General features: G+C 41.5%; 20 protein-coding genes. 14 read left to right on the top strand and 6 right to left on the bottom strand.

What is annotated here, in order from left to right:
• Nucleotides 1-15 precede the first annotated feature (15 nt).
• Together C0V70_RS12170 and C0V70_RS12165 are read right to left on the bottom strand one after the other, a co-directional pair.
• On the bottom strand, nucleotides 16-270 hold the full coding sequence (locus C0V70_RS12170) for a BolA/IbaG family iron-sulfur metabolism protein (RefSeq protein ID WP_102244134.1): 255 nt from the start codon (nucleotides 268-270) through the stop codon (nucleotides 16-18).
• A 6-nt stretch (nucleotides 271-276) separates the two neighbouring features.
• Nucleotides 277-666: a hypothetical protein gene (locus C0V70_RS12165; protein ID WP_102244133.1), complete on the bottom strand. Its 390-nt coding sequence runs from the start codon at nucleotides 664-666 to the stop codon at nucleotides 277-279.
• 123 nt (nucleotides 667-789) lie between these two features.
• On the opposite strand from C0V70_RS12165, the gene C0V70_RS12160 reads away from it, so the two are divergent.
• The gene (locus tag C0V70_RS12160) at nucleotides 790-3,750 is read left to right on the top strand and encodes a helicase C-terminal domain-containing protein (protein WP_102244132.1); all 2,961 of its coding nucleotides are present in this window, start codon (nucleotides 790-792) and stop codon (nucleotides 3,748-3,750) included.
• 6 nt (nucleotides 3,751-3,756) lie between these two features.
• Here the strand turns inward: C0V70_RS12160 and C0V70_RS12155 are convergent, their stop codons facing one another.
• On the bottom strand, nucleotides 3,757-4,500 hold the full coding sequence (locus C0V70_RS12155; RefSeq protein WP_133566616.1) for a hypothetical protein: 744 nt from the start codon (nucleotides 4,498-4,500) through the stop codon (nucleotides 3,757-3,759).
• Nucleotides 4,501-4,585: 85 nt separating this feature from the next.
• Between C0V70_RS12155 and C0V70_RS12150 the strand changes: the two genes are divergently transcribed.
• The 12 genes from C0V70_RS12150 to C0V70_RS12095 all read left to right on the top strand — a co-directional run bounded on the left by C0V70_RS12150 (nucleotide 4,586) and on the right by C0V70_RS12095 (nucleotide 16,691).
• Nucleotides 4,586-4,942, top strand: a complete 357-nt coding sequence (locus tag C0V70_RS12150) for a SirB2 family protein (protein WP_102244130.1) — start codon at nucleotides 4,586-4,588, stop codon at nucleotides 4,940-4,942.
• Nucleotides 4,943-5,629, top strand: coding sequence for a class I SAM-dependent methyltransferase (locus C0V70_RS12145; protein ID WP_102244129.1), 687 nt, complete (start codon nucleotides 4,943-4,945; stop codon nucleotides 5,627-5,629).
• 15 nt (nucleotides 5,630-5,644) lie between these two features.
• Complete coding sequence (locus C0V70_RS12140) at nucleotides 5,645-6,130, top strand: YchJ family protein (RefSeq protein WP_102244128.1); 486 nt, start codon at nucleotides 5,645-5,647, stop codon at nucleotides 6,128-6,130.
• 136 nt (nucleotides 6,131-6,266) lie between these two features.
• Nucleotides 6,267-8,999 (top strand): 2-oxoglutarate dehydrogenase E1 component, encoded by a 2,733-nt coding sequence (locus C0V70_RS12135; protein WP_208107742.1) that lies wholly within the window; start codon nucleotides 6,267-6,269, stop codon nucleotides 8,997-8,999.
• 11 nt (nucleotides 9,000-9,010) lie between these two features.
• Nucleotides 9,011-10,231, top strand: coding sequence for a 2-oxoglutarate dehydrogenase complex dihydrolipoyllysine-residue succinyltransferase (odhB, locus tag C0V70_RS12130; protein WP_102244127.1), 1,221 nt, complete (start codon nucleotides 9,011-9,013; stop codon nucleotides 10,229-10,231).
• 47 nt (nucleotides 10,232-10,278) lie between these two features.
• A complete protein-coding gene (locus C0V70_RS12125; protein ID WP_102244126.1) occupies nucleotides 10,279-11,112 on the top strand; it encodes a class I SAM-dependent methyltransferase in 834 nt (277 codons plus the stop codon).
• Nucleotides 11,113-11,144: 32 nt separating this feature from the next.
• Entirely contained in the window at nucleotides 11,145-12,548 is a 1,404-nt protein-coding gene (gene lpdA, locus C0V70_RS12120; protein ID WP_102244125.1) for a dihydrolipoyl dehydrogenase, read from the top strand.
• 95 nt (nucleotides 12,549-12,643) lie between these two features.
• On the top strand, nucleotides 12,644-13,408 hold the full coding sequence (locus C0V70_RS12115; RefSeq protein ID WP_102244124.1) for a dienelactone hydrolase family protein: 765 nt from the start codon (nucleotides 12,644-12,646) through the stop codon (nucleotides 13,406-13,408).
• A gap of 147 nt (nucleotides 13,409-13,555) precedes the next feature.
• Nucleotides 13,556-14,305: a 3D domain-containing protein gene (locus C0V70_RS12110; protein ID WP_102244123.1), complete on the top strand. Its 750-nt coding sequence runs from the start codon at nucleotides 13,556-13,558 to the stop codon at nucleotides 14,303-14,305.
• Between the two features lie 4 nt (nucleotides 14,306-14,309).
• Nucleotides 14,310-14,672, top strand: coding sequence for a hypothetical protein (locus C0V70_RS12105; RefSeq protein WP_102244122.1), 363 nt, complete (start codon nucleotides 14,310-14,312; stop codon nucleotides 14,670-14,672).
• Nucleotides 14,669-16,138 (top strand): hypothetical protein, encoded by a 1,470-nt coding sequence (locus C0V70_RS12100; protein WP_102244121.1) that lies wholly within the window; start codon nucleotides 14,669-14,671, stop codon nucleotides 16,136-16,138. The genes C0V70_RS12105 and C0V70_RS12100 overlap by 4 nt, the downstream gene beginning before the upstream one ends.
• 184 nt (nucleotides 16,139-16,322) lie before the next feature.
• Nucleotides 16,323-16,691, top strand: coding sequence for a response regulator (locus C0V70_RS12095; RefSeq protein WP_102244120.1), 369 nt, complete (start codon nucleotides 16,323-16,325; stop codon nucleotides 16,689-16,691).
• Between the two features lie 65 nt (nucleotides 16,692-16,756).
• Here C0V70_RS12095 and C0V70_RS12090 read toward each other — a convergent pair whose 3' ends face one another.
• From C0V70_RS12090 to C0V70_RS12080, 3 genes are all read right to left on the bottom strand, one after another.
• Nucleotides 16,757-17,635 carry a hypothetical protein gene (locus C0V70_RS12090; protein WP_102244119.1) on the bottom strand — a complete coding sequence of 293 codons (879 nt, stop codon included), beginning with the start codon at nucleotides 17,633-17,635 and terminating at the stop codon, nucleotides 16,757-16,759.
• Nucleotides 17,636-17,778: 143 nt separating this feature from the next.
• On the bottom strand, nucleotides 17,779-18,279 hold the full coding sequence (gene tpx, locus C0V70_RS12085) for a thiol peroxidase (RefSeq protein ID WP_102244118.1): 501 nt from the start codon (nucleotides 18,277-18,279) through the stop codon (nucleotides 17,779-17,781).
• A gap of 73 nt (nucleotides 18,280-18,352) precedes the next feature.
• Complete coding sequence (locus C0V70_RS12080; protein WP_102244117.1) at nucleotides 18,353-19,777, bottom strand: lipopolysaccharide biosynthesis protein; 1,425 nt, start codon at nucleotides 19,775-19,777, stop codon at nucleotides 18,353-18,355.
• A gap of 98 nt (nucleotides 19,778-19,875) precedes the next feature.
• Here C0V70_RS12080 and C0V70_RS12075 point away from each other — a divergent pair, with 98 nt between their 5' ends.
• Entirely contained in the window at nucleotides 19,876-23,991 is a 4,116-nt protein-coding gene (locus tag C0V70_RS12075; RefSeq protein ID WP_102244116.1) for a non-ribosomal peptide synthetase, read from the top strand.
• The last annotated feature ends 2 nt before the right edge of the window (nucleotides 23,992-23,993 follow it).

Here is a 23,993-nt window from a genome sequence, read left to right as displayed (position 1 = left end):
ATCTCCTAAGATTGATTATAGCTTAATGCCGCGTTTTTCAGCTGTGGCATAATCCATTGTCTTTAATTGAACGGCGTGAATGTCCGCCTTTAAACTTTCTTTTAATAAGTCCATGACCATCTGGTGCTGTTGAATCAGCATCTTCCCTTTGAAAGAGTCACTGATAATCACGATGTCTAAATGGTCAGCTGTTCCTGTCATGTCGAGAACTTCAACGTGAGCGTCAGGAAGACCAGTTTTGATAATACTTTTTACGTTTTCAAATGCCATAAATTCCTACTTTGGTGCCACTGCAAAAAAGCTAGTGATAAGAGTTAAAGTTCTAAGAGCGAAGGCCGTCCAGCCAAAAAGGCGGTGGCGTCCTCTGATTTGGTTTTCGCCTGCGAGAAGTTTTCTTCCAGTGATAACTAGTAAAATATAGAACACAACTGAAAGAACGGCAAAACTCACGTGAATGTTTAAGAGCATAGGATTTACGATCGCTTTAGACGCCTTTTCCACGGCCCCGCGAGAAAGTTCAATTTGCAGAATTAAAATAACATCCCAAATCAGGACAGCTGTCATTGTAGGAACGTGAATTTTCCTGTTCTTTCTTTTTAGGATACCAAAAACCATCATCGAATAAATAAGAATTGATTGGATTTGAAATACAACTGCACTGCTCATGAATGTTCCTTAGTGATTGAGTGCCCACAATAATGGATTTAGTACGTTTCTTCAAATATTTCATGGCGCGTAAATGAATTACTTTTCGTTTGGAACGTATTAAAGTTAGGAAAATTAGTGCTAATGAGCACATCAATCAGGACATTAATGGAAAACGACACATCCCATAGACTTGGAAAGTGGGCCGTAATTGACGTTGAAACGTCGGGCGCGGACCCTAGTTACGATCAGGTTATCGACCTGGGCTTTCTGGAATTTGAAGGCACTAAACTCGTGAGAAAATTCTCCAGTCTGGTTCAGTTTCCAGGGGAGCTGTCGTCTTTTATCCAAAAACTTACTGGTATCACCGATAAGATGCTTTCTAAGGCCCCGACCTGGAGAGAGGTTGAAAAAGACCTGCAGGAATTATACGGGCGCAAGTTGATTGCTCACAATGCCGACTTTGAACAAGGCTTTTTAAAAAGATCATTTGATAAAATTGACGATGGCAGCACCCGCGAAGAGTACTGTGACACGCTTTTATTCCTGGGCCTTTTATTTCCTGAATACTCTTCACTTAAATTAGAACATTTTATCCAGGACTGGAAAATTGCGGAGACAGAGACTCACCGTGGTTTCGAAGATTCATTGGATTTATTAAAAGTTGTTTTAATTGCGACGAAACTGACTCGTTTAGATAAAGCGCTTTATCAGTTTTTAAAGCTGCAAATTTTAGAGAAAAAAATCTTAGCGGACGAATTCTGGTTAATGCAGTTTTTACACTTAAGTGATGATGAGCTTCATGAGATTTCTCGCCAGATCGATTTTGATTTGGATGCGCATACGCAGATTGCAAAAGAGAAGATCTGGGCAAGACGTTTTCCGGAAATTGCCAAACCAAAACCTGTGACAAAAAATTTCCCGCTGGAATTTAGCGGGGCCAATATCAAAGGGATTTTTAACGACGAAGAGAAAATCAAGGCACTTTTTCCTCTGTATAAAAAGCGCCAGGCGCAGATCGACCTTGCTTTAAAGGCAGGGCAATCGCTAAAAAACAACATTCATAGCTTGATTCAAGCGCCAACCGGAACCGGGAAGACCTTTGGTTACCTTATTCCTTCTGTTTTATTTTCAATGGAAGAAAAGAAGCCGGTTCTGGTCGCTACTGGAACTAAAACACTTCAGCACCAGGCTTTCGATAAAGACGTGCCTCAGGTGAGAGAGTTTTTAGGGCTTTCTGAAGACGAAGTGAAAATTAAACTTTTGGTGGGATCAAATAACCATTTGTGTGAGTCGCTTTTCCGTCAGGAAGAGAGTGAAAATACGCTTCTTGGTTATTCTCAGGACTTCAATGATGCGTTTACCTCGCTTTATTTTGAAACTGTGTTTTTCCACAACGCCCGTTCGCGTTCACATGAGAAACTTCTAAGGGATGATCTTCCTTACGTCTTAAAGAGAAAAATTGAGCCACTAATGAAGCGCGAGCGCGAAATCGCCGTAGACTTTAGAAGTTGTTCTGGAAACAACTGTCCGTTTAAAAATAACTGCAGTTATATCACCGGACTTCGCGAGGCCCGCGAGGCCAACATTATTATCGGAAACCACTCGCTCATGTTCTCATGGCCAAAAGGGATGCCACGACCTATGCACATTGTGGTGGACGAGGCCCATAAAATTGAAGAAGAGGCGACAAAGGCCTTCTCGCTCGAGATTGACCAGAAGAGCTTTGAAATTTTTGTCGGTAATCTTCAGCACCTTCAAGGGGTAGGGTCACTTTTTTATCTTCTTGCTCAAAATGAAACTGAGCCGGGAGAGTCGAGTGACGTGATTAAAAACCTGCGTGAAGAAACATTAAAAGCTCACCAGATGCTGATGGATCACTTGGCTCCATTGGGTGAGAAAGTCTCGCTCTATTTTAAGCGTATGCCTAAATACACTGAGCTCTTTTGGAATGAGCTTCCAATGATCAATCGCGAGACTCACAAGGAGTCGATCGCTCAAGGAATTTTAAACTCGCTGGAGAGTGTGCATTTTATTCTGCAAACATACTTAGCGCATTTCCTGCCATACAGCGGGCGCTTTGATGTTAAAAACTTAAAGAGTGAAAACGAAATTATCGCCTTTACTCGTTTTGAGTCTTTCTTCTCGCAGCTTTCCGATTATGTTTTAACTTTTGATAGTCTTTTAAAAGATACGCCGAACTACTGCCGTTCGATGAAGTACATAGAGTCTGATGGCTATTTATTCTCATCTTCCCCAATTGATGTGGGAAGAATCGTGAGTGATAACCTACTAAAGACTTCGGCCTCAGTCATTTTCACATCGGCCACTCTGGCCAATGGAACAGGGGATACAGGGGCCCGTGGGATTGAATGGGCGACAGGATACTCTTACCTTGAACCTGAAAGACGTTTTAAGGCCGGAACGTATCTGCCATTTACTTTTGATTATAAGAAAAACACTAAAGTCTTTTTATGCGATGATGGGCCGTCTTTATATCAGGCGAACTTTGTCGAACATCACTTGAAACATATTAAACCGCTGATCCAAAAATTAGGTGGACGAACGTTGCTGTTGTTTTCAGCGAAGTCGCGCTTTGAAGTGGCCCGCGAAATCCTTTTAAAGGAGTTTGAAGGGCAGATACCGCTCTTTATTCAGGGAATGGGAACTAGTGTCGTTGAAGACTTTAAGCGCTCGGGCTCAGGGATTCTTCTGGGGATGGAATCGTTTGGAGAAGGGATCGACATTCCTGGAGATGCCCTGCAATTCATCTTCATCGATAAAGTTCCTGATTTGCGCATGGATTTAGTTATTAATGAAAGGCGCGATTTTTATGAAGCAAATTTAGGAAATGAATTCACTGACTATTACCTCGCTCACCGCACGCGCTCGCTTCACCAAAAACTGGGAAGACTTCTTCGTACAGAACAGGATTTTGGAGGAGTGATTATTGTCGATAACCGCGTGAAGACATGGAAAGGAAAAACCATGGAGAAGCTGGTTAAATTGATGGAGCCTTATTCGCTGGAAAGGGCGACGATGGCGGAGGCGACAAAAGAGATTGAAGAGTTTATTTTAGGTAAAGGATCAGAGACGCAATTGTAGCTCGAACTACTCTTTCTCAGTCAGATCGTTTAAGTACTTAATCTGAATTTTCGTTCCATCTTCTGTTCGAACTAAATAGGGAATCCCACCGTGCTGACTTAAAAAGATCTTCACGTGCTGAGGTTCCTTCACGTTCTTAAAATCAGTTCCTTCGTCGTACATACGGTACTGAGTGGCCTGGACATTTTGTCCGTCGATGTTCATTTTTTCAGTCGTCAGGTTAGCGCGCTCAAGGATCACGTTCTTAAAAACCGGCGCTTCTTTATATTCCCATTGATTAAAACCCACCAAAATGTTGAATGAGTTTTTCCCGCTGGCATCGAATTTTTTTGAACGCATAAAGAGCATTGAACTGGCCGCTGTCGGCGTGGCAATGTGGTATTTGGGGGCCGTGGCGATCTCGGCGCTGTGGTCTTCGTGCTTTGAACTGGAGAATTTATAGGCCAAATGGTTGCGTTTCGAGTTGTATTCGAAGGTTTCCCGCGACGTTTCTTTCCCCATAACTTTCTCGATCAAAACGTAGGTTGGGATGTATTCTTTGTTGACGATATACTCAACGTGAATGTTTAAAATCTCACCAGTTGTGACCTTTACAACGGCCTCTGAAATGTAGTGGTAACTCTGGTCTTTTTTATCGCGGTAGACGTCGAAACTTTCTTCTGCATAAATGTTTTCGTTGCGATAAAAATTAAAAGCGCCTCGATAAATTTTATCTTCTTTTTTATATGTGCGTGACGTCCAGGTTTGCATGAATTCATTATATCTTGAATTTGATAATCTTAAAGGCAAAAGATATACTGCACTCACACACTCAAGTTTAATTAAGGAGCCTTTCATGATCACTTATGAAACCTATAAGATCCTGCATATCTTTACATTACTAATGGTTCTAGGAACTGTTGGTGCAATCCTGGCCGAAGGGAAGTGGATTGCGAAAAAATCATTCAAGATCACAGTCGGTCTTTTAACTTTCCTGGTTTTTGTCGCGGGAATGGGGTTGATTGCCAGACTTGGCTTCAGGCATGGAGAGCCATTTCCCCAGTGGATTTGGGTTAAAATGGCAGCTTGGGCAGTCTTTAGCTTTTCAGTCATCATGCTCTTTAGAGTAAAACAAGGCAGAGCGCTTTTTGCAGTCCTAGGCGGCCTTGCGGTTTTAACTGCTGTGTATGCGGCCGTGACGAAGTTGGCCTAAATGTCAAAAGAGTCGAAAAAAGATCAGGACAAATTAGGAGCTAAAGGATTTTCCAAAGAGTATTGGGACGTCAATTATGCTGAACCGGAAGAGATGGATAATATCGTCAACGCTAAAGAACACGCTGAATATATGAAAGCGATTTTTGGCCTTGAGTATGTCGACATCAGCAGCGTTGTGGATTTAGGTTTTGGTTTGGGGATTCTTTTTAAAGAAGTTCTTAAGACATTTAAACCGTATCGTGCTTATGGGATTGAACCATCAAAACACGCCTTTGATGTCACCTCTAAAAAGAAATTAAGTCCGACTGAATCGACCAAACTTACACTCGAGAATATCGATCTGGTAACGTGGGCGAAGAAAGATTTAAAGAAAGATAAAACCTACGATCTTGGTCTTTGTACATCAGTGTTTCAGTATTTATCAGACGAGGAAATTGAATTTATTTTGCCAATCATGGCAAAAAGAATTCGCTATCTTTATTTTTCAGTTCCGACTAATCTAGAACTCAAAAGACAGGTAGCAGATTTAGAGTTTAAAGATGAGTATGCCATTCATCGCACGAGGGAGAAATACCTCAAGATGATTCGTCCTCATTTCACTTTTATTTCCAGCCGTCTTTTAGAAAGCAAAGTGCATTTCGATGATGAAAGCACTTATTTTACAGATTTATTATTTAGGTTTTAATTAGGGGTTATGACTATGCAAGCTTGTCCGTGCGGATCATCTGAAAACTACAACAACTGTTGCGAACCATTCATTAAGGGAGCTAAAAAGGCCCCTACGGCCGAAAAGCTGATGAGATCACGCTATTCAGCATTTGCAGTTGGGGAACTAGACCATGTGGAGAGAACTCACCATGCTTCAACACGTAAAGAACTGGACATGGAAGGAGTGAAGTCTTGGGCCCTAAACTCTGAGTGGTTAGGTTTAGAGATTCTTGGAACTGAGGCCGGAAAAGAGAAGGATTCAACAGGAAAAGTTGAGTTTAAATGCCGTTTTGTTTTCAATGGAGCTACGCAAACCCACCATGAACTAAGCACTTTTGAAAAAGTGGATGGAGAGTGGTTCTTTGTCGATGGTGTAATGAGAAATAACACTGTGAGAAGAGACGCACCTAAGGTTGGGCGCAATGATCCTTGTCCATGTGGCTCAGGGAAAAAGGCAAAAAAGTGCTGCCACCAATAGGCCCAAGAAGATAACCGAGACAAATCTTCCGCCTATGAAATAAAGCTTAAAATTTTGGTATCTTAGAGCTATATTAGGGGTACCAATTTTTAACTGAGTAAAACGTCTCACGTTTTACTTTTCATAGGCTTCTATCATGTCAAAAATTTTCGACTTTTCACATCTCTCGAGTTCAGACATCTCTTTCATCGATTCGCTGTACGACACTTACAGAACTAATCCTGAATCTGTCGATGAATCATGGCAGAGATTTTTTCAAGGTTTCGAATTTCAAGGCGCAGGCTTTGGAACTTCTGGAACATCTGGTGAAGGTATTAGCGATCAAAAACTTCGCGCGGAATTTAATGTCTTTAGATTGATTCAATCTTTTAGAACAAGAGGACACCTTCTTGCAGACACGAACCCGATTCGTCCAAGAAGAGATAGAAAAGCAAGAATCTCACTTGAAGAATACGGATTATCAGACGCCGATAGAAAAACAGTATTTCAGTGTGGAGAATTCCTGGGAATCGGTCCGGCAACACTTGATCAGATCCTTGATCACATGAAAGAAATTTACTGTGGGAAAATTGGTTTCCAGTACATGCACTCTAACAACACTGATGTTAGACGTTTCATGAGAGAGAAAATTGAATCTACAGCAAAAAAAATCAATCTTCCTGTTGAAAAGAAAAAAAGAATTTTAGAAAAACTCAATGAAGCAAACGTTTTTGAAAACTTTCTTCAGACAAAATACATTGGTCAGAAAAGATTTTCACTTGAAGGTGGAGAAGCTACGATTCCAGCTCTTGATGCTATCATCAACAAGTCTGCTGAACTTGGAGCGCAGGAATTTGTTATCGGTATGGCCCACAGAGGCCGTCTGAACGTTCTGGCAAATATCGTAGGAAAAACTTACGAATACATCTTCACTGAATTCGAAGGCGGATCAGAAGAAGAAAAATCTGGACAGGCCGGAGACGTAAAATACCACAAAGGTTTCACTTCAATTAAGAAAGCGACAAACGGAAAAGAAGTTTTTGTAAAACTTTTACCAAACCCCTCGCATCTTGAAACTGTAGATCCAATTGTTGTTGGATATTGCCGCGCTCTTCAAGACAATCACTACAACGGTGACATGAACAAAGTTATTCCAATCCAGATCCACGGAGACGCCGCGGTGGCAGGACAGGGGATTGTTTATGAAACAGTTCAGATGAGTAAACTTAAAGCTTACAACGTCGGTGGATCAATCCATTTAGTCATCAACAACCAAATCGGATTTACGACAGATATTGAAGACGCTCGTTCTTCTCAATACTGTGTTTCAATCGCCAAGACGATTGAAGTGCCAATCATTCAGGTTAACGGAGATGATCCGGAAGCAGTAGTGTATGCAATTGAGCTAGCAGTAGAATTCAGACAAAAATTCAACGAAGATATTTTCGTTGATATCGTTTGTTACAGAAAATACGGACACAACGAGGGGGATGAGCCAAGATACACTCAACCGCACTTGTATGGTCTGATCACAAAACACAAAAACCCAAGAGAGCTTTATATCGATTATCTTCTTTCAAAAGGAGAGATTGAAGCGAAGCTCGCAACGGAAATGATGGAAGCTTATAAGCAACTTCTTTCTGACCGCTTCAATAACGTTCGCCAGAACGAAATCCCGAAAAAAGGCAAAGGCCCGCACAAAGATTGGGAAGGTCTTGAGTTCGCTGGCCCTGATGCTTTTGATGAGTCGCCTGCAACAGGTGTAAAGCGCGAAGCACTTGATAAAGTTATGAAGGCCCTTCTGCACGTTCCACAAGGAATGGAGCTGATGAAGAAAACTCAAAAGATCCTTGATGACAGAAAAGAGTTTTACGAAGGTGATAAACTTGACTGGTCACTAGGGGAGCTTCTTGCTTATGGAACACTTGCTGATGAAGGACACCCACTTCGTTTTACAGGTGAAGACGTTATCCGCGGGACATTCTCTCACCGTCAGGCAAAGATTTTCGACGACAGAACAAATGAGTCTTACTGTGGATTAGAGAATATCTCTCCATCTCAAGGAAAGATTTCAATCTATAACTCACTTCTTTCTGAGTACGCTGTACTTGGATTTGAATACGGATACGCTTGGGGGAACCCTAAAGCGCTTACGATCTGGGAAGCCCAGTTCGGGGACTTCGTTAACGGCGCTCAAATCATGATCGATCAGTACATTTCATCTGCTGAAGCAAAATGGCAGAGAATGAACGGTCTGGTGATGTTACTTCCGCACGGACACGAAGGAGCAGGGCCTGAGCACTCTTCAGCTCGTCCGGAAAGATTCCTTCAGTTAGCAGCTGACGACAACATGGTTGTGGCCAACTGTACAACTCCGGCCAACATGTTCCACCTGCTTCGCCGTCAGGTGAAGTGGACATTCAGAAAGCCAACAATTGTTATGACTCCAAAGTCTCTTCTTCGCGACCCACGTGCCTCATCGACTCGCGATGAATTAGTAAATGGAAAATTCCAGGAAGTCATCGACGATCCAAACACGGGTAAAAAAGTCTCGAGAGTGATCCTTTGTACTGGGAAAATTTATTACGATCTGTATGAGAAGAAGATTGCCGATAAACGCGATGATGTTGCTATCGTTCGCGTTGAGCAGCTTTACCCACTTCCAGAAAAGAAGCTGGCAAAAATTCTTGAAAAGTACAAAGGTGCTGAACCGGTATGGGTACAAGAGGAACCAAAGAACCAAGGTTACTGGACATTCCTTCTTCGTTACGACCAATTCAGAAACCTAAGACTAATCAGCAGAAAGTCTCTGGCAAGTCCGGCAACTGGATTCTCAAACGTACATAAAAAAGAACAAGCAGATATTATTGCAAATGCATTTTCAAAATAAGGACTAGAATCATGAGCGTTGAATTAAAAATCCCTGTAATCGGTGAATCTGTAACGGAAGTTACACTTTCATCATGGCTTAAAAAAGACGGCGACTATGTTGCTGAAGGTGAAGCAGTTTGTGAAATCGAATCTGATAAAGCTTCGATGGAACTTCCAGCACCAAGTGCTGGTGTTCTTAAGATCATGGCAGAGGCCGGAAGCGAATTAAAAATTGGTGCAAAGATCGGTGAACTAGATACATCGGCAGCAAAACCAGCAGCAGGCGCGGCAAAAGCAGAAGCTCCAAAGGCCGAAGCAGCACCAGCTCCAGCTCAGGCGGCAGTCTCGAGTGGAAAAGAGGTCAACGTGCCAAGCCCGGCAGCGAGAAAAATCCTTGATGAAAAAGGAGTGAACTCAACTGACGTTAAGGGTTCTGGAAAAGACGGACGCATTACTAAGGAAGACGCGATGAACGCTCAAGCTTCAGCTCCAAAAGCAGAAGCAAAACCAGCAGCGGCAGCGGCACCAAGAGCTGCAGCGGCCCCTGGTTCAAGAGGAGTTCGTCCAGAGAAGATGACTCGTCTAAGAAAGACAATTGCAGCAAAACTTGTTGAAGCAAAAAATACAACAGCAATGCTAACAACATTCAACGAAGTTGATATGTCGGCGTTAATGGAACTGAGAAAGAAATACAAAGAGCAATTCACAAAGAAGCACGGAGTAGGTCTTGGTTTCATGTCACTGTTTACAAAAGCAGTCACTGTTGCCCTTAAAGACTGGCCGGCAGTTAATGCTCAAATCAACGGCGATGAAATCATCTTCCATGACTACGCTGACGTTGGTATCGCTGTCTCGACACCAAAAGGACTAGTGGTTCCAGTGGTGAGAAATGCTGAGAGCTTATCTCTAGCTGAAATTGAAAAAGAAATCCTAGCTCTTGCGACAAAAGCTCGCGACGGGAAAATCACGATTGAAGAAATGCAAGGTGGAACATTCTCTATCACTAACGGTGGAGTGTTCGGGTCGATGCTTTCAACTCCAATCCTGAACATCCCGCAATCAGCGATTCTGGGAATGCACAATATTATCGAAAGACCGGTAGCTGTTAACGGACAAGTTGTGATCCGTCCGATGATGTACCTGGCACTTTCTTACGACCACAGAATTATCGATGGCCGTGAGTCAGTAAGCTTCCTGAAGCAAGTAAAAGAGCTTCTTGAAGACCCTTCGAGACTTCTACTTGATGTTTAAATAATAAAGGCCGGGTATATCCCGGCCTTTTGTTGTGGAGAATGAGTATGAGCGAAACAACGGACAAAAAAGACTTTCCTTACTTGCATGGATTTTCACCAGTAGAGCAGGATCGACTAAGGCGCCAGGCCCGCTTTGCTGAACATACGGTTTACCAAAATGTGAATTTCTCTGCTCAAAAAAAGATTTTAGAAGTGGGCTGTGGAGTAGGGGCCCAGACTGAGATTTTACTTCGCCGCTTTCCCGACATTCATGTGACGGGGATTGATTTAAACGATAAGCAGTTAAGTGCTGCTAAAAAATCTCTGGCCGAACACTCATACGCTAAAGGGCGCTATGACCTTCACCAGATGAATGCCGAAAAATTAGCTTTTAACTCAGCTGACTTTGACGGCGCATTTTTATGTTTTGTTTTAGAGCATGTTCCGGACCCAAGACGAGTGCTTTCTGAAATCAGAAGAGTGCTGGCCCCAGGAGCTGTTTTATACGCGACGGAAGTTTTAAACTCGTCGTTTTTCTTAGATCCGTATTCTCCTAATGTGTGGAAGTACTGGATGGCCTTCAATGATTACCAGTATGACCAAAAAGGTGATCCATTTATGGGGGCAAAACTTGGGAACCTGCTGATGCAGATCGGTTTTAGAAATATTGAGACCGAAGTGAAGACCTGGTTTTTAGACAATCGTCATCCGCAAAAGAGAAAGGAGATGATTGAGTTCTGGAGTGACTTACTTCTTTCGGCCAGTGATCAGCTCTTGGCCGCAGGTTATGTGACAGCAGAAGTGGTGGAGGGAATGAAAAAAGAGATGAGTGTCGTGGCAAGTGACCCGAACGCTGTATTTTTCTTTTCGTTTATCCAGGCCAAAGCAAAGAATATTTAAGTGTCGAAAACGTAGATAGGAGATATTTTTAGATGAAAGAGTTTGATGTAGTAGTTATTGGTTCCGGCCCAGGTGGATACATCTGTGCTATCCGTTGCGCTCAACTAGGGATGAAAGTGGCGATTGTTGAAAAATACAAAACACTTGGTGGAACTTGTTTAAACGTAGGGTGTATCCCTTCGAAAGCATGGCTTGATTCTTCGGAAAAATACCATGAATTGACTCACTCATTTAAAAAACACGGGATCGAAGCAACTGGTGTAAAGCTAGACTTCGGTGTTATGAGAGACAGAGTTAAAAAAGTTGTTTCTGATGTGTGTGGTGGTGTTCAATTCCTAATGAAGAAAAACAAAATTGAAGTCTTCACTGGACACGGATCATTTGTTGACGCCAATACAATTGCAGTTAAAGGCGAAAAAGAAACGGTTCAAATTTCTGGAAAGAAAATCGTTATCGCAACTGGATCAAAACCTTCAACACTTCCAGGTGTCACAATCGATAAAGAAAGAATCATCACTTCAACTGAAGCACTGGTTCTTAACGAGCTTCCAAAGAAACTTATTGTTATCGGTGGTGGGGTTATCGGTCTGGAGCTTTCTTCTGTTTATAGAAGACTAGGATCAGAAGTGACAGTTATCGAGTATGCTGATTCAATCATCGCAACAATGGATGCAGGTCTTGGAAAAGAGCTGACAAAAGTTCTTAAACGCGATGGAATTGAATTCCTTCTTGGCCACGGTGTAACGGAAGTTAAATCAACAGGTAAAAAAGTCACTGTTAAAGCAAAAAATAAAACTTCAAATGAAGTTGTGACCCTTGAAGGGGACTACTGCCTGGTGGCCGTAGGAAGACGACCATACACCGAAGGCCTTGCTCTGGATAAAGCTGGTGTAAAAATGGATGATAGAGGACGTGTTGAAACGAACTCTCACCTGCAGACAAATGTTCCTCACATCTACGCGATCGGAGATGTCGTAAAGGGAGCAATGCTTGCTCACAAAGCTGAAGAAGAAGGTGTTATGGTTGCGGAGTATATGGCAGGTCAAAAACCACATATCGACTACAACCTGATTCCTGGGGTTGTGTATACATGGCCGGAAGTGGCCGCTGTTGGGAAAACAGAAGAGCAACTAAAAGCTGAAGGACGTGAGTACAAGTCAGGGTCATTCACCACAAAAGCTTCAGGACGTGCCCGTGCTTCTGAAGAGTCAGATGGGTTTGTTAAAGTCCTTGCTGATAAAAAGACAGACGAGATTCTTGGCGTTCATATGATTGGACCTCGTTGTGCAGATATGATTGCTGAAGCTGTTTTAGCAATGGAATACAGAGCATCTGCTGAAGATGTTGCGCGCACAAGCCATGCGCACCCAACGTATACTGAGTCACTAAAAGAAGCCTGCTTAGCAGCAACTGACAAACGTTCACTTAACTCTTAGACAAATGATAGCTCCATCATAAAAATGGTGGAGCTTTTCTTCTAAAATTCCTATCATTACTTGTCCTAACTCAATCATTAAAGAAGGAGATTTCTATGATTAAGACTTTATTGTTATCTTTATTAATTTCTGGCGGAGCTTACGCAAAAGTGAAAACTGAAAGAGTTGAATACAAATCAGGAGACCTGACATTTGAAGGATTCCTGGCCTACGACACTTTAAACCAAGGGAAAAAACCAGGTGTTATGATCGTTCACAACTGGATGGGTGTAACAGCGGAAACAGAATCAAAAGCGATTGAAGTGGCAAAACTTGGGTACATTGCTTTTGCTGGCGATATCTACGGAAAAGGGATTCGTCCAAAAGACGCAAAAGAAGCAGGGGAGCTTGCTGGAAAGTATAAAGGAGACTTAAAACTTCTTCGCGAAAGAGCAAACCTGGCAATTGAAGAATTAAAGAAACAAAAGAAAGTTGATGCCAACAAAATTTTTGTGACTGGTTACTGCTTTGGTGGAACAACAGCAATTGAAGTGGCCCGCTCTGGAGCTGATGTAAAAGGAGTTGTGTCTTTCCACGGTGGGTTAATGCCATCTAATGATGACAAAAACATCAAAGGACAAGTTTTAGTTCTTCACGGAGCAATTGATCCATACGTTCCTCAAAAAGATATCGATGGATTTGTTAAAGGAATGAATGAAGCTAAGGTTAACTACGTGATGACATCTTACTCTGGAGCTGTTCACAGCTTCACAGAGAAGGGAGCTGGAAACGATATCTCTAAGGGAGCTGCTTATAACGAGCAGGCCGATAAGAGATCGTGGATTGCGATGAAAGAGTTCCTTGCTGAACTATCGAAGTAATTTTTCTAATAAGAGCGGAACTTCTTGCCCGAAGTTCCGCTTTCTATAGTAAAACTCTCGGGCACAATTTGCCCCTTTTCCTAACACAATCCCAATAATTTATTTCTCGATTATCCTTAACGATAAGACATCCATCAGGAGACTCTTATGTTAAAGATAACTACTTTAGTTGTAGCTGGATTACTTACGTTAGGTTCTGCATTCGCAAGCGGTGACCCATTAGATCAAGACCGTTTTGAATTTCCAGAGCCAAGTAAAGCAGATCTGGGACAAAGTCTTAAACTGTGGGCGACTTATTACTATCTTCCGGAAATCGACGAAGACTCAGGATCAATCCCTCTTCGCGATATGAAAGGGCAGGAGCTTGGACCGCGCTTAACTTTAAAGCACTGGTGCGACACTGCGATGGAAGGATCAGTTAAAATCAATTTCAAAAACGGCGATATCAAAACGTTCAACTACCAGGGAACGACAAATGATTATTTCGTCGACTGTAAATCAATCTACCCAAGACACACTGGAATTGGCAAAACTAAATTCCGTGAGGCCAATGGAGTTTATGGAGACGGACTGGATGATTATATCCTTTCTCCATACAGAACGCTGGCAACAGATGTGACCTATATTAAGCCAGGAACTGCCCTTTATATCCCTAAAGCACGTGGGGCGAAGATCACTCTGCCAAATGGAAGAGTCATCACTCACGACGGTTATTTTTTCGCTGCTGATAAAGGTGGAGCGATTAAAGGCAGCCATGTAGATGTTTATATTGGTGTTTCTAAAAAAGCGACTTTCTTCCCATGGATTGGGAGTTCAGAATCTAAGACATTTGAAGCTATTATTGTAAAAGACCCAAAGATCATTGCCGATCTTTTGGAATTACACTCAATAAAATAGTCCTATGAAAACATTGTTTGCCTTTATCGTATGCCTGAATGCTTACGGTGCCACAACTCCTTCGGGCTGTGGCACCTTTGACGTTTATGGCGTTATTGAGAAAAATCAAAAAGCACCTGGTTATGTTTTCCTTGTCAATAAAGGAACTCTTTCTGAATACCAGTTTGTAATCACTGATGAGCAGGAGCTTAAGGCCGCACCTTATATCGACAGGTCTATCAAGTTAAGAGGAAAGATAACTAAAAAGCTTAATGGGCAGCAAGGCCAGTTTAGCTCGATTGAAAGCTATACTGATGTCGTGCCGGATCCGGCGAACCTAAAAGGTTTAAATGGACTGACACTTATCAAGAAGGAGAAATGCAGATGAAAAAAATGCTGATGGTTTTATCCTTAATTTCTCTTTCAGTGAAGGCCGCTGATAATAATATGCTTTTTATTGGTGGTGGTGGTGAGCCTAAAGGAGCTCAAGGCACTCAGTTTGATGGAAGTGTGCGCGCTCTAGGTGACTTCTACAAGGCCAATAAAAATTATTCGACAACTATTTCTTTTAATGGTGGGCACCCGGATACCGAGAGTATTATTGCTGATCGGTTTAAAGGAGCAGCTAATTCTGGCCCATTCACCAGTTCAAACTACAAAGCTCTTATTGAAGATGCCATTAAGAAAATTGAAAATAAAGATATCCCGGCAGGAGGAAAACTCCTGGTGTTTATCAATAGCCATGGGGGAGAAAGCAGTGGAAAAACCCATAACATTTCAACTGCTGGCTCGGCGATGACTAATATGAACTCGTTGAATGACACTTCATCAGTTAGTCTGGATACTTTGGAAGCGTTAACGAAAGCGGCCAAAGATAATAATATAAAACTTGCAATCGTTGATGGAAGTTGTCACGCTGGGAATTCATTGTCACTTGCTAATACAAATACATGCGTGATTGCTGCTTCTGGGCCTAAGCATTACGCTTATTCAAATTTTGCAGATGTCTTTGCTGCCCAAATGAAAAAAGGGAAAAATCTAGAGGACATTTTTTTTGAAACCAAAGCTCAAACTCAGGGTGGGGGTTTTCCGATGATCTCAACTCCTGAAGGAGTTGAAGTTCAAGATGAGCTTTATCCTTACCTGACACCTTATATGTATTATCACGATGAATACCGTGGCATGGCCTTAGATAAAATTGATGATTACATTAAAGACAATATGACAGATGAATTAATCTGCAGAAGAGAAGCTCACTATGATTCCCTTAAAAAAGTATTGAACTTGATTGAAGAGATGAATCAGATTGAAAAGAAAACTCTGTTTAGCTCTAAGCCTCGTCTGGTAAAGACAGTGGATCTGACTGATTTAAAAAAGAAAATAGATGAGTATAAAAAAACTCAAGATAATTATTTTGCAAAATTAAGAAGGCTTGACCTTGCAGGTCTTGAAACAAAAATCACGATCACGACTGATTATTATAAGAAGGGAACAACTTACACTCATCGCGAAGTTTTAAGCACTGATTACGATCAATTGATTGCCGGAAAAACAAAGGATTTAGAAAATACAAATCTGACAGCAGCGAGGAGAGAGAACCTTGAGAATCTTCGCGATTTTTATCGCGCGGCCAGGATCGAAAAAGCTAAACTGATGAGAGACAATCCTCAGTATCTCGAGCAAAGAAACATTTTTGATGAGCTAAAAACTGATCAAAAAGTAGGTTATTCGGTGGCAAGTGCTATTTCTCAAGAAGCAAGTAAGGCCTATGATGCGTACTATAAGAGCAAGCAAAAAGAACTAAAGCAACATGATCAGTCGGCCACAAATCCTTGTAGAGATTTCATTCTCTAGCCGTAACCTTAAGGAAATTGGGGAACTCATCAAAGATTCCCCTTAGATAGTGATTTATCCTCAATTTTAGGTTAAAATTAATACGTATCCTTAGCATGTGGTAATTCCAATTATCATATGCATTACGCTCAGTTATTTCACAGGATGTAAATTGAGTGAACCTCATAGGAAGGAGAGAGAAAAAATGGTTAATAAAAAGATCTTACTAGTTGAAGACGATCAAGACATCCGTGAAACATTGGTTGAACTTCTTGAAGGCGAAGGTTATGAAGTTCTCTTCGCTGAAAATGGACAAGTAGGCCTTGATAAACTCTCTCAGGCATCAGATCTTCCCAACCTTATTCTTCTTGATTTAATGATGCCGATTAAAGATGGTTTCCAATTCTGCGCTGAAAAAGAAGCAGACCCAAAAATAGCTCACCTGCCAGTTGTTGTAATGTCTGCTGACGGACATATTAGAGAGAATCAACAACGTGTAAACGCCCGTGCTTATCTTAAAAAGCCGCTTGATATTTATGAGATCATCGATATCGTGGAAAAGTACTGCGTTTAAACTGCCCCACTAGAATGGGGCGCATTTTTAGCTTAACTCCAGCTCTCATTTGGTCTTTTTTTAGATTAACTTAATAAAACAGAATTATGGAAGGCTATGTAGATGGCGAGATGGTCCTCAAGTCTTTTTGGTTTCTTCGTCGTGCACCAGGTTCTTCTAAACAAGCGATTAATATTTGCCCTCAACATTGCACACGTGTGATTGATTGCAAATAAAGGGTCGCGCCCATTTTTCTTGAGCTCGCCGAGCCCGGCGATCATCGCCTTCTCGCCCTTATACTGTTTGTAATCTGCATTCGGAAAAAACTCTCGGACCACTTCTTTATAAATGCGATGCTCATCACTTTTTATTTCTGCATAAGGAGAAACAACCGGAGTGATCTTTTCAAATAGCTTCATCATCGATTCTTTGTGATAACTTTTTCTTTTTCCATATTTTTGTCTGGAAAGCGAAGCCAGGTGTCCAAACGCCGGAATTTGAGAGACAAAAGCGCCCAAGATAACTCGCGAGCGAGCATCGACGGCGACTGAAATGGAAAGAGGCTTAAGCTTGGTGTGCTCGGTAGTGATCAAGTCATCGAATTGAAGACGCTCGACTTTTTGCGTGCCAATTTTCAAAAGAAGATCAGCATGCATTTGTCTGGATTTTTGCCCAAGATAGACGAGTTTTCTATCAATCGTCGTTCGATGAACTCCCAGAATGATCGCTGATCGTCGCATCGAGACACCGGAAGAGAGAATCTTAAAAATGGTTTTGTTGATGCGTCTCTTTTTTTGTCCGAACTCTAGGGTGCCAGTTGCACGGGAGAATTTTTTAGAGCAAGCGGAGCACTTGTAGCGCTGGATTTGGCGGGAGTCATCTTTACGCAGATAATATCCATCTTTTTTACAAAAGGTGTTTTTTTGAAAGTAATTGCATCCTGAATTTGGGCAGCCTGGGTTCATGGAGAGAAGAAAAGCAAGAGGTGGAATTGACTATGAAGCTTAACCATCTAAAAAGAAAGCTCATTTTTTAGAAGTAAATTCAAAGATTGAAAGAAATATTGTTGAATAAGAAATGAAAAAGCCCCACTTTAGTGGGGCAGTTTCTAAGATTTAAGAGCAACCATCGCCTCGGCATAATTTGGCTCATTGGCGATTTCTGGAACTTGTTCAGTGTAGATGATTTCGTTTTTCTCGTTGATGATAATGACCACGCGAGAAGCAAGACCTTTTAGAGGACCATCAATAATGTCTAATTGGTAATGCTTGAAGAAATCTGATCTAAAAAGTGAAGCAACTGTTACGTTGTTGATTCCTTCAGCTGCACAAAATCTTTTTTGAGCAAAAGGAAGGTCCATTGAAAGGTTGATGACAGCAACGTTGCCTAACTCTGCTGCATTTTTATTAAATGTGCGAACGCTCATAGCACATGTTCCAGTATCGATACTTGGGAAGATGTTGAGTAGTTTATATTTTTCTTTGAATGATGACAGGCTTACTTCGCTTAAGTCTGTTTTAACCATAGTGAAGTCGTGGGCCAGGTCTCCAGCATCTGGAAGAGTGCCGCGGCTGTGAATGTAATTACCTTGTAGTGTTAATCTTGTCATTGAAGAGCTCCTTTGAAGCGGGTTCGACTAGTCCCCAAAAGAATACTCAAAACATTAGGCGATGAAAAGAAAACTACGCACTATTTCGTAGGTGTTTAAAAATGAAAAGGCCCAGGTAGACAAGTGCAAAGACGGGGGCAGTAACCAAGAACCATTGAAGTTCGTTAGCAAAAAGATTTTTGGAAGCGAAGCTAACAAGAGTTAAAAGAGCGGAGAGTCCGACGAACTGACTAAGTCTTTGAAAAGGAATCAGCTCCTTAATAGATGTTTTCATCAGTTTCGCTGAGAGTGAAAAACAGTACAGCTTGGGAAGTAACTTAATGACTATGCTAATCAAAAGAGTTGTTCTTAAATCCAGGTATTTTGCGGCCAAAAAAATAAAAAGAATGGAAAAAGGTGTAAGCCAAAAATAAACTTTCATAATGACTTTCGTTTCACCTGTGGCCCTCAAAACCGAATCGTGGGGAATTAAAAGGAGTAGATAACTTAAAGCAAAGACCTGGAGATAAACGGCCGATGGCAAATAAGTTTTTGTATAGAGAAGCTCTGTAATAGGTGAGGCATAAAAAAACAGGCCAAAGACAGCTGGGATGATTAAGTAAGCAATATCGCCGATGCCTTTTTTATAGTGATGGGCCATATTGAGTAAGTGTCTTTCCGTATAGGCATGGGCAAGTTTGGGAATAAGATTTTTTTGCACCGATGTTTCTAATAAATAAAGAGGAGGAATAACTAAACACCCCAGTGAATAAAACGCAAAAGCTTCAGCACTTGTCAGAGTCGAAATGATTAGTTGGTCGGCCTTATCAATAATAAAAATAAAAAAAGCGGAAAGGGAAATGGGCAGAGAGTATTTTAAAATCTCTTTGATTTTTTCTTGATTGATTTCAAATGAGAGGCTGCCATCGCGATACCCCATATAAGTCATAAATGCAAAACTTCCAATCATCATGAAAAAGTAAAAACGAAAGAGAAGGTCAATGTCCTGGTATTTCCAGGCAATGTAGAGAAAACCCACGGTCTTGATCATTTCAAAAATCATTGCCAGTGCTGCCCCTAGAAAATTTTCACCACGGGCAATGCAGACTTCACTAAAGTGACCGGCGGGACAAACAAGAAATCCTGTCACAATAAGAATGAATAGGGTCGGCATAGACAGAGTGAAATGGTGATGAAAGAAAAAAGCAGCGATAAATCCAGGTACTAAAATCAATGAAGACAAAAAGAGGGTCGCGCTCCAGCTTGATTTGATATACTCCATTCTTTCGTCTTCTTTTTTTCCGATCCAAAAATAAATGGAGTTCACAGGCCCACCGGCCATTGTAAGAAACGGAATCAGAGATAAGTAGAGGAAAAAAGTCTTATATAAACCCATGTCTTCAGGCGCTAATAGACGCACTAGAATAATGGGAAGGATCAAATTTATAATGGAAGTAATATTACTTAGGAGGAATACCGGCCAGTGATCTTGAGATAGTCTTTTGATTGAAGAATGCATGTACACACTATCGTCTTTTTTAACAAAAAAGTATAGCGCTCGGGAATTAAAGACGATATGTAATATTCCGATAGGACTGTGTTTTAAGAGGATATTAGTTGAATAAGAATACCCTTCACCACATTCACGAAGGCCTTTATCGTCTCTGGAAAAAAGTCCTGCAACTGGACTCTCTGGAAAGCGATCAGAATTTCTTTGCACTAGGTGGCCATTCACTGCTGGCCATTGATTTATTAAATGACATTGAAGACTCCTTTGGGATTAAGCTCAATATGAAAGAGTTGGTGGAAGCACCGACGATAAAAAAGCTCGCTGTCGTTATTTTGAACAAGCAAAAATCGACGACAGTAGTGACAGTAAATGAATACAAAGACAAAGGTCTTTATCCGTTGACTTTAAATCAGAAACAAGTTTGGGGGCTCAACGCCCTCTATCCAGATTCGATCACTCACAATATTTCAACGGCCATTAGAATTAAAAGAGCGCTCGATATTAAAATTCTCAACAACACGATCAATCTAATTGTCCAAAGACAGGAATCACTGCGCACCCGCTTTAAAGTCGAGCAGGGAGTGACTTTCCAGGAAGTGATGCCAGAATGTATTTTTCAATTTGATTTTTTTGACATCAAAGAAAGTGATTTAAAAGAAGATATCCAAAAAGAGATGAAGCACGTTTTTAAATTGACGGAGGCTCCACTCATGAAAGTGAAGTTCTATCGTCTTGGAGCTTCGGACTTTGTTTTCTTTTTCCTCGTCCATCACATTGTATGGGATGGATTGAGCAATACTTATTTCTTCCACGAGTTCATCGAGACCTATGAGGCCTTGGAAAAAGGACTTAAACCAGAACTCCCATCATTAGGCATGAGTTACAAAGAGCATGCGGTTAGGGAGCTAGCGATGATGGAGATGGCCGACTTTCAGGAGCAAAAAGCATCCTGGAAAAATCTTCTTGAAGGAAGTTTGCCAGTCCTTAATTTAGAAACGGATTATCCACGTCCGGAGAAAATAGATAACCGCTCGGGTACTCTGTATTTTGAATTGAACACCAGGCTTCTGGAGAAATTGGAGGACTATGTTCAAAAGAAACACATTTCGCTCTATAACGTATTTTTTGCCGTCTATAACGTGCTTTTGGCCAAGCTCTCAGGCGATACTGAGCTTATTGTAGGGACTCCAGTTCACGGCAGGCTTCATCGCGAAAGCCGCAAGACCTTTGGGTACTTTATCAATACACTCCCGATTAGAACAAAACTGGATGTACAAAAAAGTTTTAGAGATAACTTAGGGGTGACCCTGGAGTCATTGAAGCAGGCCTTTTATAACCAGAGCGTTCCATTAGATGTGATCTTAAAAACAGCAAAAATTGAAAATGATCCTGGAAGAACGCCACTTTTTCAAACGCTTTTTATCTATCTCGATGTCACTAAAGAGCTTGATGTTTTTAAAGAAAAGCAGCTTTCCCAGGTTAAGGTAGAGCGCTATTCGGTTCATACAGAAGTGGATTTTTACCTCTATAAATCCCGTGAAAAAGTTGAAGGGGTCATTGAATATAGAAAAGATCTCTACAAAGAAGAAACAATGGCCCGCATAGCACGCGAGTTTACTGATCTTCTGGAGAAGATTGTTGTAGATGAGTCGTTACTTTTAAAAGAGCTGGGAGTGAAAGGCCCAGAAGACTCTCGCCAGTATATTGAGTTGGATCAAAGGGCCTATGATTCTTTCTCTGGAAAGGCGCCTTTTTATCAACTCTTTGAAGAGCACGTCAGGACCGCACCATCCAGACCTGCGCTTAAAACGCAACATACATCTCTGACCTATGGCGAGCTTGACCAAATGGCCAATCACCTGGCCTTGAATTTGAAAAGAGCAGGTGTTAAAAAAGGTGACTTTGTTGGAGTAAGCACTCAACGAAATGAGAAAATGCTCATCTCATTGCTGGCCGTTCTTAAAAACGGGGCTGCCTATGTGCCGCTGGACCCGGGATTTCCAGATGAACGTTTAGGTTACATGGTGGAAAGGGCCGGTATTAAAGTTCTTGTGATTGAAAAGATTTTACTCGATCGATTCTCTTATGTTGAAAACACTCTTACCTATGAAGACATTTTTACAGAAAGCTTTGAAGAAAGTGAGTTCTCTTCGGAAAAAGTGGACCTGGAGTCTACTTGTTATATTCTCTTTACTTCGGGAAGCACCGGAAAACCAAAAGGAGTAGAGGTCACTCATAAAAATGTTCTAAACTTTCTTCTATCAATGAAAAAAGAGCCGGGACTTCATGAAGATGACAAACTTCTCTCTGTAACCACGTTTAGTTTTGATATTTCTGTGCTGGAGCTTTTTCTTCCGCTTATTAGCGGAGCGAGTGTTTATGTTGCCAATGAAATGGAAGTTGTTAACGGCGAGCTTTTAGCTCAAGTGATCAGGCAAGAAGATATCACTTGCATGCAGGCGACTCCAACGACCTGGAGACTCCTTCTTGCTTCTGAATGGAAGGGAAGCCGCAAGCTTAAAGTTCTTTGTGGAGGAGAGGCGATGCCTAGAGACCTCGCCTTAAAACTTTTACCGAAAATAAAAGAACTCTGGAATATGTATGGGCCGACAGAGACGACTGTCTGGTCAACTGTGAAAAAGATTTCGGCCCAAGAGCGCAAAATTCTGGTGGGACGTCCCATTGATAACACTTGTCTTTATATCCTGAACGAACGGGGCGAACATTGCCCGGTAGGTGTTGAGGGGCAGCTTTTTATTGGCGGGCTGGGAGTGGCAAAAGGATACATCAAAGATTCTGAGCAGACTCAAAAGCGTTTTATTGCCAACCCTTTTCGGCCAGGGGAGTTGATGTACAACACTGGTGATATGGCAAGGTTTGAACCCAACGGTGAAGTTGAATGCCTCGGTCGAAGTGATGACCAGGTTAAAATCAGGGGCTTTAGGATTGAGCTGGGTGAGATTGAAACCAGAGTCATGGATATGCCTTATGTCCATGAATGTGCCGTTAAAGTGCATAACCAAAAAATTGTAGCTTATGCTGTGGCCAGTGATGAATATAATGAAAACGAAATGAAGAAGCATTTAAAAGAATCGCTTCCTCATTATATGGTGCCTGCTAAAATTATCTTATTGCCAGATCTTCCTAAAACAATGAACGGGAAGATTGATAAAAAACAACTTAATGAATCATTGGGCCAGATGGTTGTTAAAGAAGAGCGTTCTGCATCTTCTCACATAGTAGAAGAGATCAGAAAAATCTGGTCTCAGATTTTGGGACATGAAGACATTGATATTGATGAGAACTTTTTTAATTTGGGCGGGCATTCTCTCTCGGCCATTGAAATTTTTGGTGCTATCAATGAAAGGTTTAATTTAAATCTTCCACTAGCTTCTTTATTTGAATCAACAAACATCCGCACTCTAAGTGAGATGGTAGAAGAGGGAATCAGAAAAAAGAATCAAGACTTGGAGAATTTAAAGTGTGTCGTGACGATTAAACCGGCCGAGAGCCATTGTGAAGCCGTGTTTTGTTTTCATGGCGTAGGTGGAAACGTTCTCAATTACTATCGACTGGCCGATTGTGTGGGGGCCCGTGCATTTTACGGAATCCAGGCGCGCGGAGTAAACGGCGAAGATGACATTATTGAATCTATCCCTGAAATGGCCCGCATTTATATTGAAGAGATAAAAAAGATTCAGCCTAAAGGACCCTACATTCTGGCGGGAGGCTCGATGGGGGGAATGATTGCTTTAGAGGCCGCGATTCAGCTCAAGAGGCAAGGAGAAGAGATCAAATCTCTTCTTATGTTTGATACAATTGGACCGGATGTCGATTTCAAAACTTATGGGAATGTGAGAGTAAATATTTTAAAGCGCACCAAAAATTCCATGGTCTTTAAATTCCATAAGACTATCAATTACATGAAGGTGAAGTTCTATCTGTTTACCAAGGCCTCTATCCCTCACAGCGTAAGATATTTTAGTATTGAGGCTAAAAATTATGTGGCCTTAAGAAGTTACACTCCTCAGGTCTTTGAAGGTAATATCACTTTAATTCGTGCTCCTAAAGCACGTCAGGGCTGGTATGCTGATCCTTACCTTGGATGGAGAAGTGTGATTAATGGGAAAATCGACACTATTGAAATTGAAGGTGCTCATGAAAATTTTATTGAAAGCCCTTCCATGTCCCACGCTTTAAAAATGGTCATGAAAAGGCTTTAACT

The sequence above is a fragment of the Bacteriovorax stolpii genome (genome assembly GCF_002872415.1).
Lineage (GTDB): Bacteria > Bdellovibrionota > Bacteriovoracia > Bacteriovoracales > Bacteriovoracaceae > Bacteriovorax > Bacteriovorax stolpii.
This window is presented reverse-complemented; position numbering and strand designations above follow the sequence as displayed.

What these genes read in the sequence shown, in the direction of transcription:
- C0V70_RS12090 (WP_102244119.1), bottom strand. Translation starts at nt 17,635, where the DNA reads ATGAACCCAGGCTGCCCAAATTCAGGATGCAATTACTTTCAAAAAAAC.
- tpx (WP_102244118.1), bottom strand. Translation starts at nt 18,279, where the DNA reads ATGACAAGATTAACACTACAAGGTAATTACATTCACAGCCGCGGCACT.
- C0V70_RS12145 (WP_102244129.1), top strand. Translation starts at nt 4,943, where the DNA reads ATGTCAAAAGAGTCGAAAAAAGATCAGGACAAATTAGGAGCTAAAGGA.
- lpdA (WP_102244125.1), top strand. Translation starts at nt 11,145, where the DNA reads ATGAAAGAGTTTGATGTAGTAGTTATTGGTTCCGGCCCAGGTGGATAC.
- C0V70_RS12110 (WP_102244123.1), top strand. Translation starts at nt 13,556, where the DNA reads ATGTTAAAGATAACTACTTTAGTTGTAGCTGGATTACTTACGTTAGGT.
- C0V70_RS12135 (WP_208107742.1), top strand. Translation starts at nt 6,267, where the DNA reads ATGTCAAAAATTTTCGACTTTTCACATCTCTCGAGTTCAGACATCTCT.
- C0V70_RS12160 (WP_102244132.1), top strand. Translation starts at nt 790, where the DNA reads ATGAGCACATCAATCAGGACATTAATGGAAAACGACACATCCCATAGA.
- C0V70_RS12140 (WP_102244128.1), top strand. Translation starts at nt 5,645, where the DNA reads ATGCAAGCTTGTCCGTGCGGATCATCTGAAAACTACAACAACTGTTGC.
- C0V70_RS12165 (WP_102244133.1), bottom strand. Translation starts at nt 666, where the DNA reads ATGAGCAGTGCAGTTGTATTTCAAATCCAATCAATTCTTATTTATTCG.
- C0V70_RS12105 (WP_102244122.1), top strand. Translation starts at nt 14,310, where the DNA reads ATGAAAACATTGTTTGCCTTTATCGTATGCCTGAATGCTTACGGTGCC.
- C0V70_RS12115 (WP_102244124.1), top strand. Translation starts at nt 12,644, where the DNA reads ATGATTAAGACTTTATTGTTATCTTTATTAATTTCTGGCGGAGCTTAC.
- C0V70_RS12170 (WP_102244134.1), bottom strand. Translation starts at nt 270, where the DNA reads ATGGCATTTGAAAACGTAAAAAGTATTATCAAAACTGGTCTTCCTGAC.
- C0V70_RS12080 (WP_102244117.1), bottom strand. Translation starts at nt 19,777, where the DNA reads ATGCATTCTTCAATCAAAAGACTATCTCAAGATCACTGGCCGGTATTC.
- C0V70_RS12150 (WP_102244130.1), top strand. Translation starts at nt 4,586, where the DNA reads ATGATCACTTATGAAACCTATAAGATCCTGCATATCTTTACATTACTA.
- C0V70_RS12100 (WP_102244121.1), top strand. Translation starts at nt 14,669, where the DNA reads ATGAAAAAAATGCTGATGGTTTTATCCTTAATTTCTCTTTCAGTGAAG.
- C0V70_RS12155 (WP_133566616.1), bottom strand. Translation starts at nt 4,500, where the DNA reads ATGCAAACCTGGACGTCACGCACATATAAAAAAGAAGATAAAATTTAT.
- odhB (WP_102244127.1), top strand. Translation starts at nt 9,011, where the DNA reads ATGAGCGTTGAATTAAAAATCCCTGTAATCGGTGAATCTGTAACGGAA.
- C0V70_RS12125 (WP_102244126.1), top strand. Translation starts at nt 10,279, where the DNA reads ATGAGCGAAACAACGGACAAAAAAGACTTTCCTTACTTGCATGGATTT.
- C0V70_RS12095 (WP_102244120.1), top strand. Translation starts at nt 16,323, where the DNA reads ATGGTTAATAAAAAGATCTTACTAGTTGAAGACGATCAAGACATCCGT.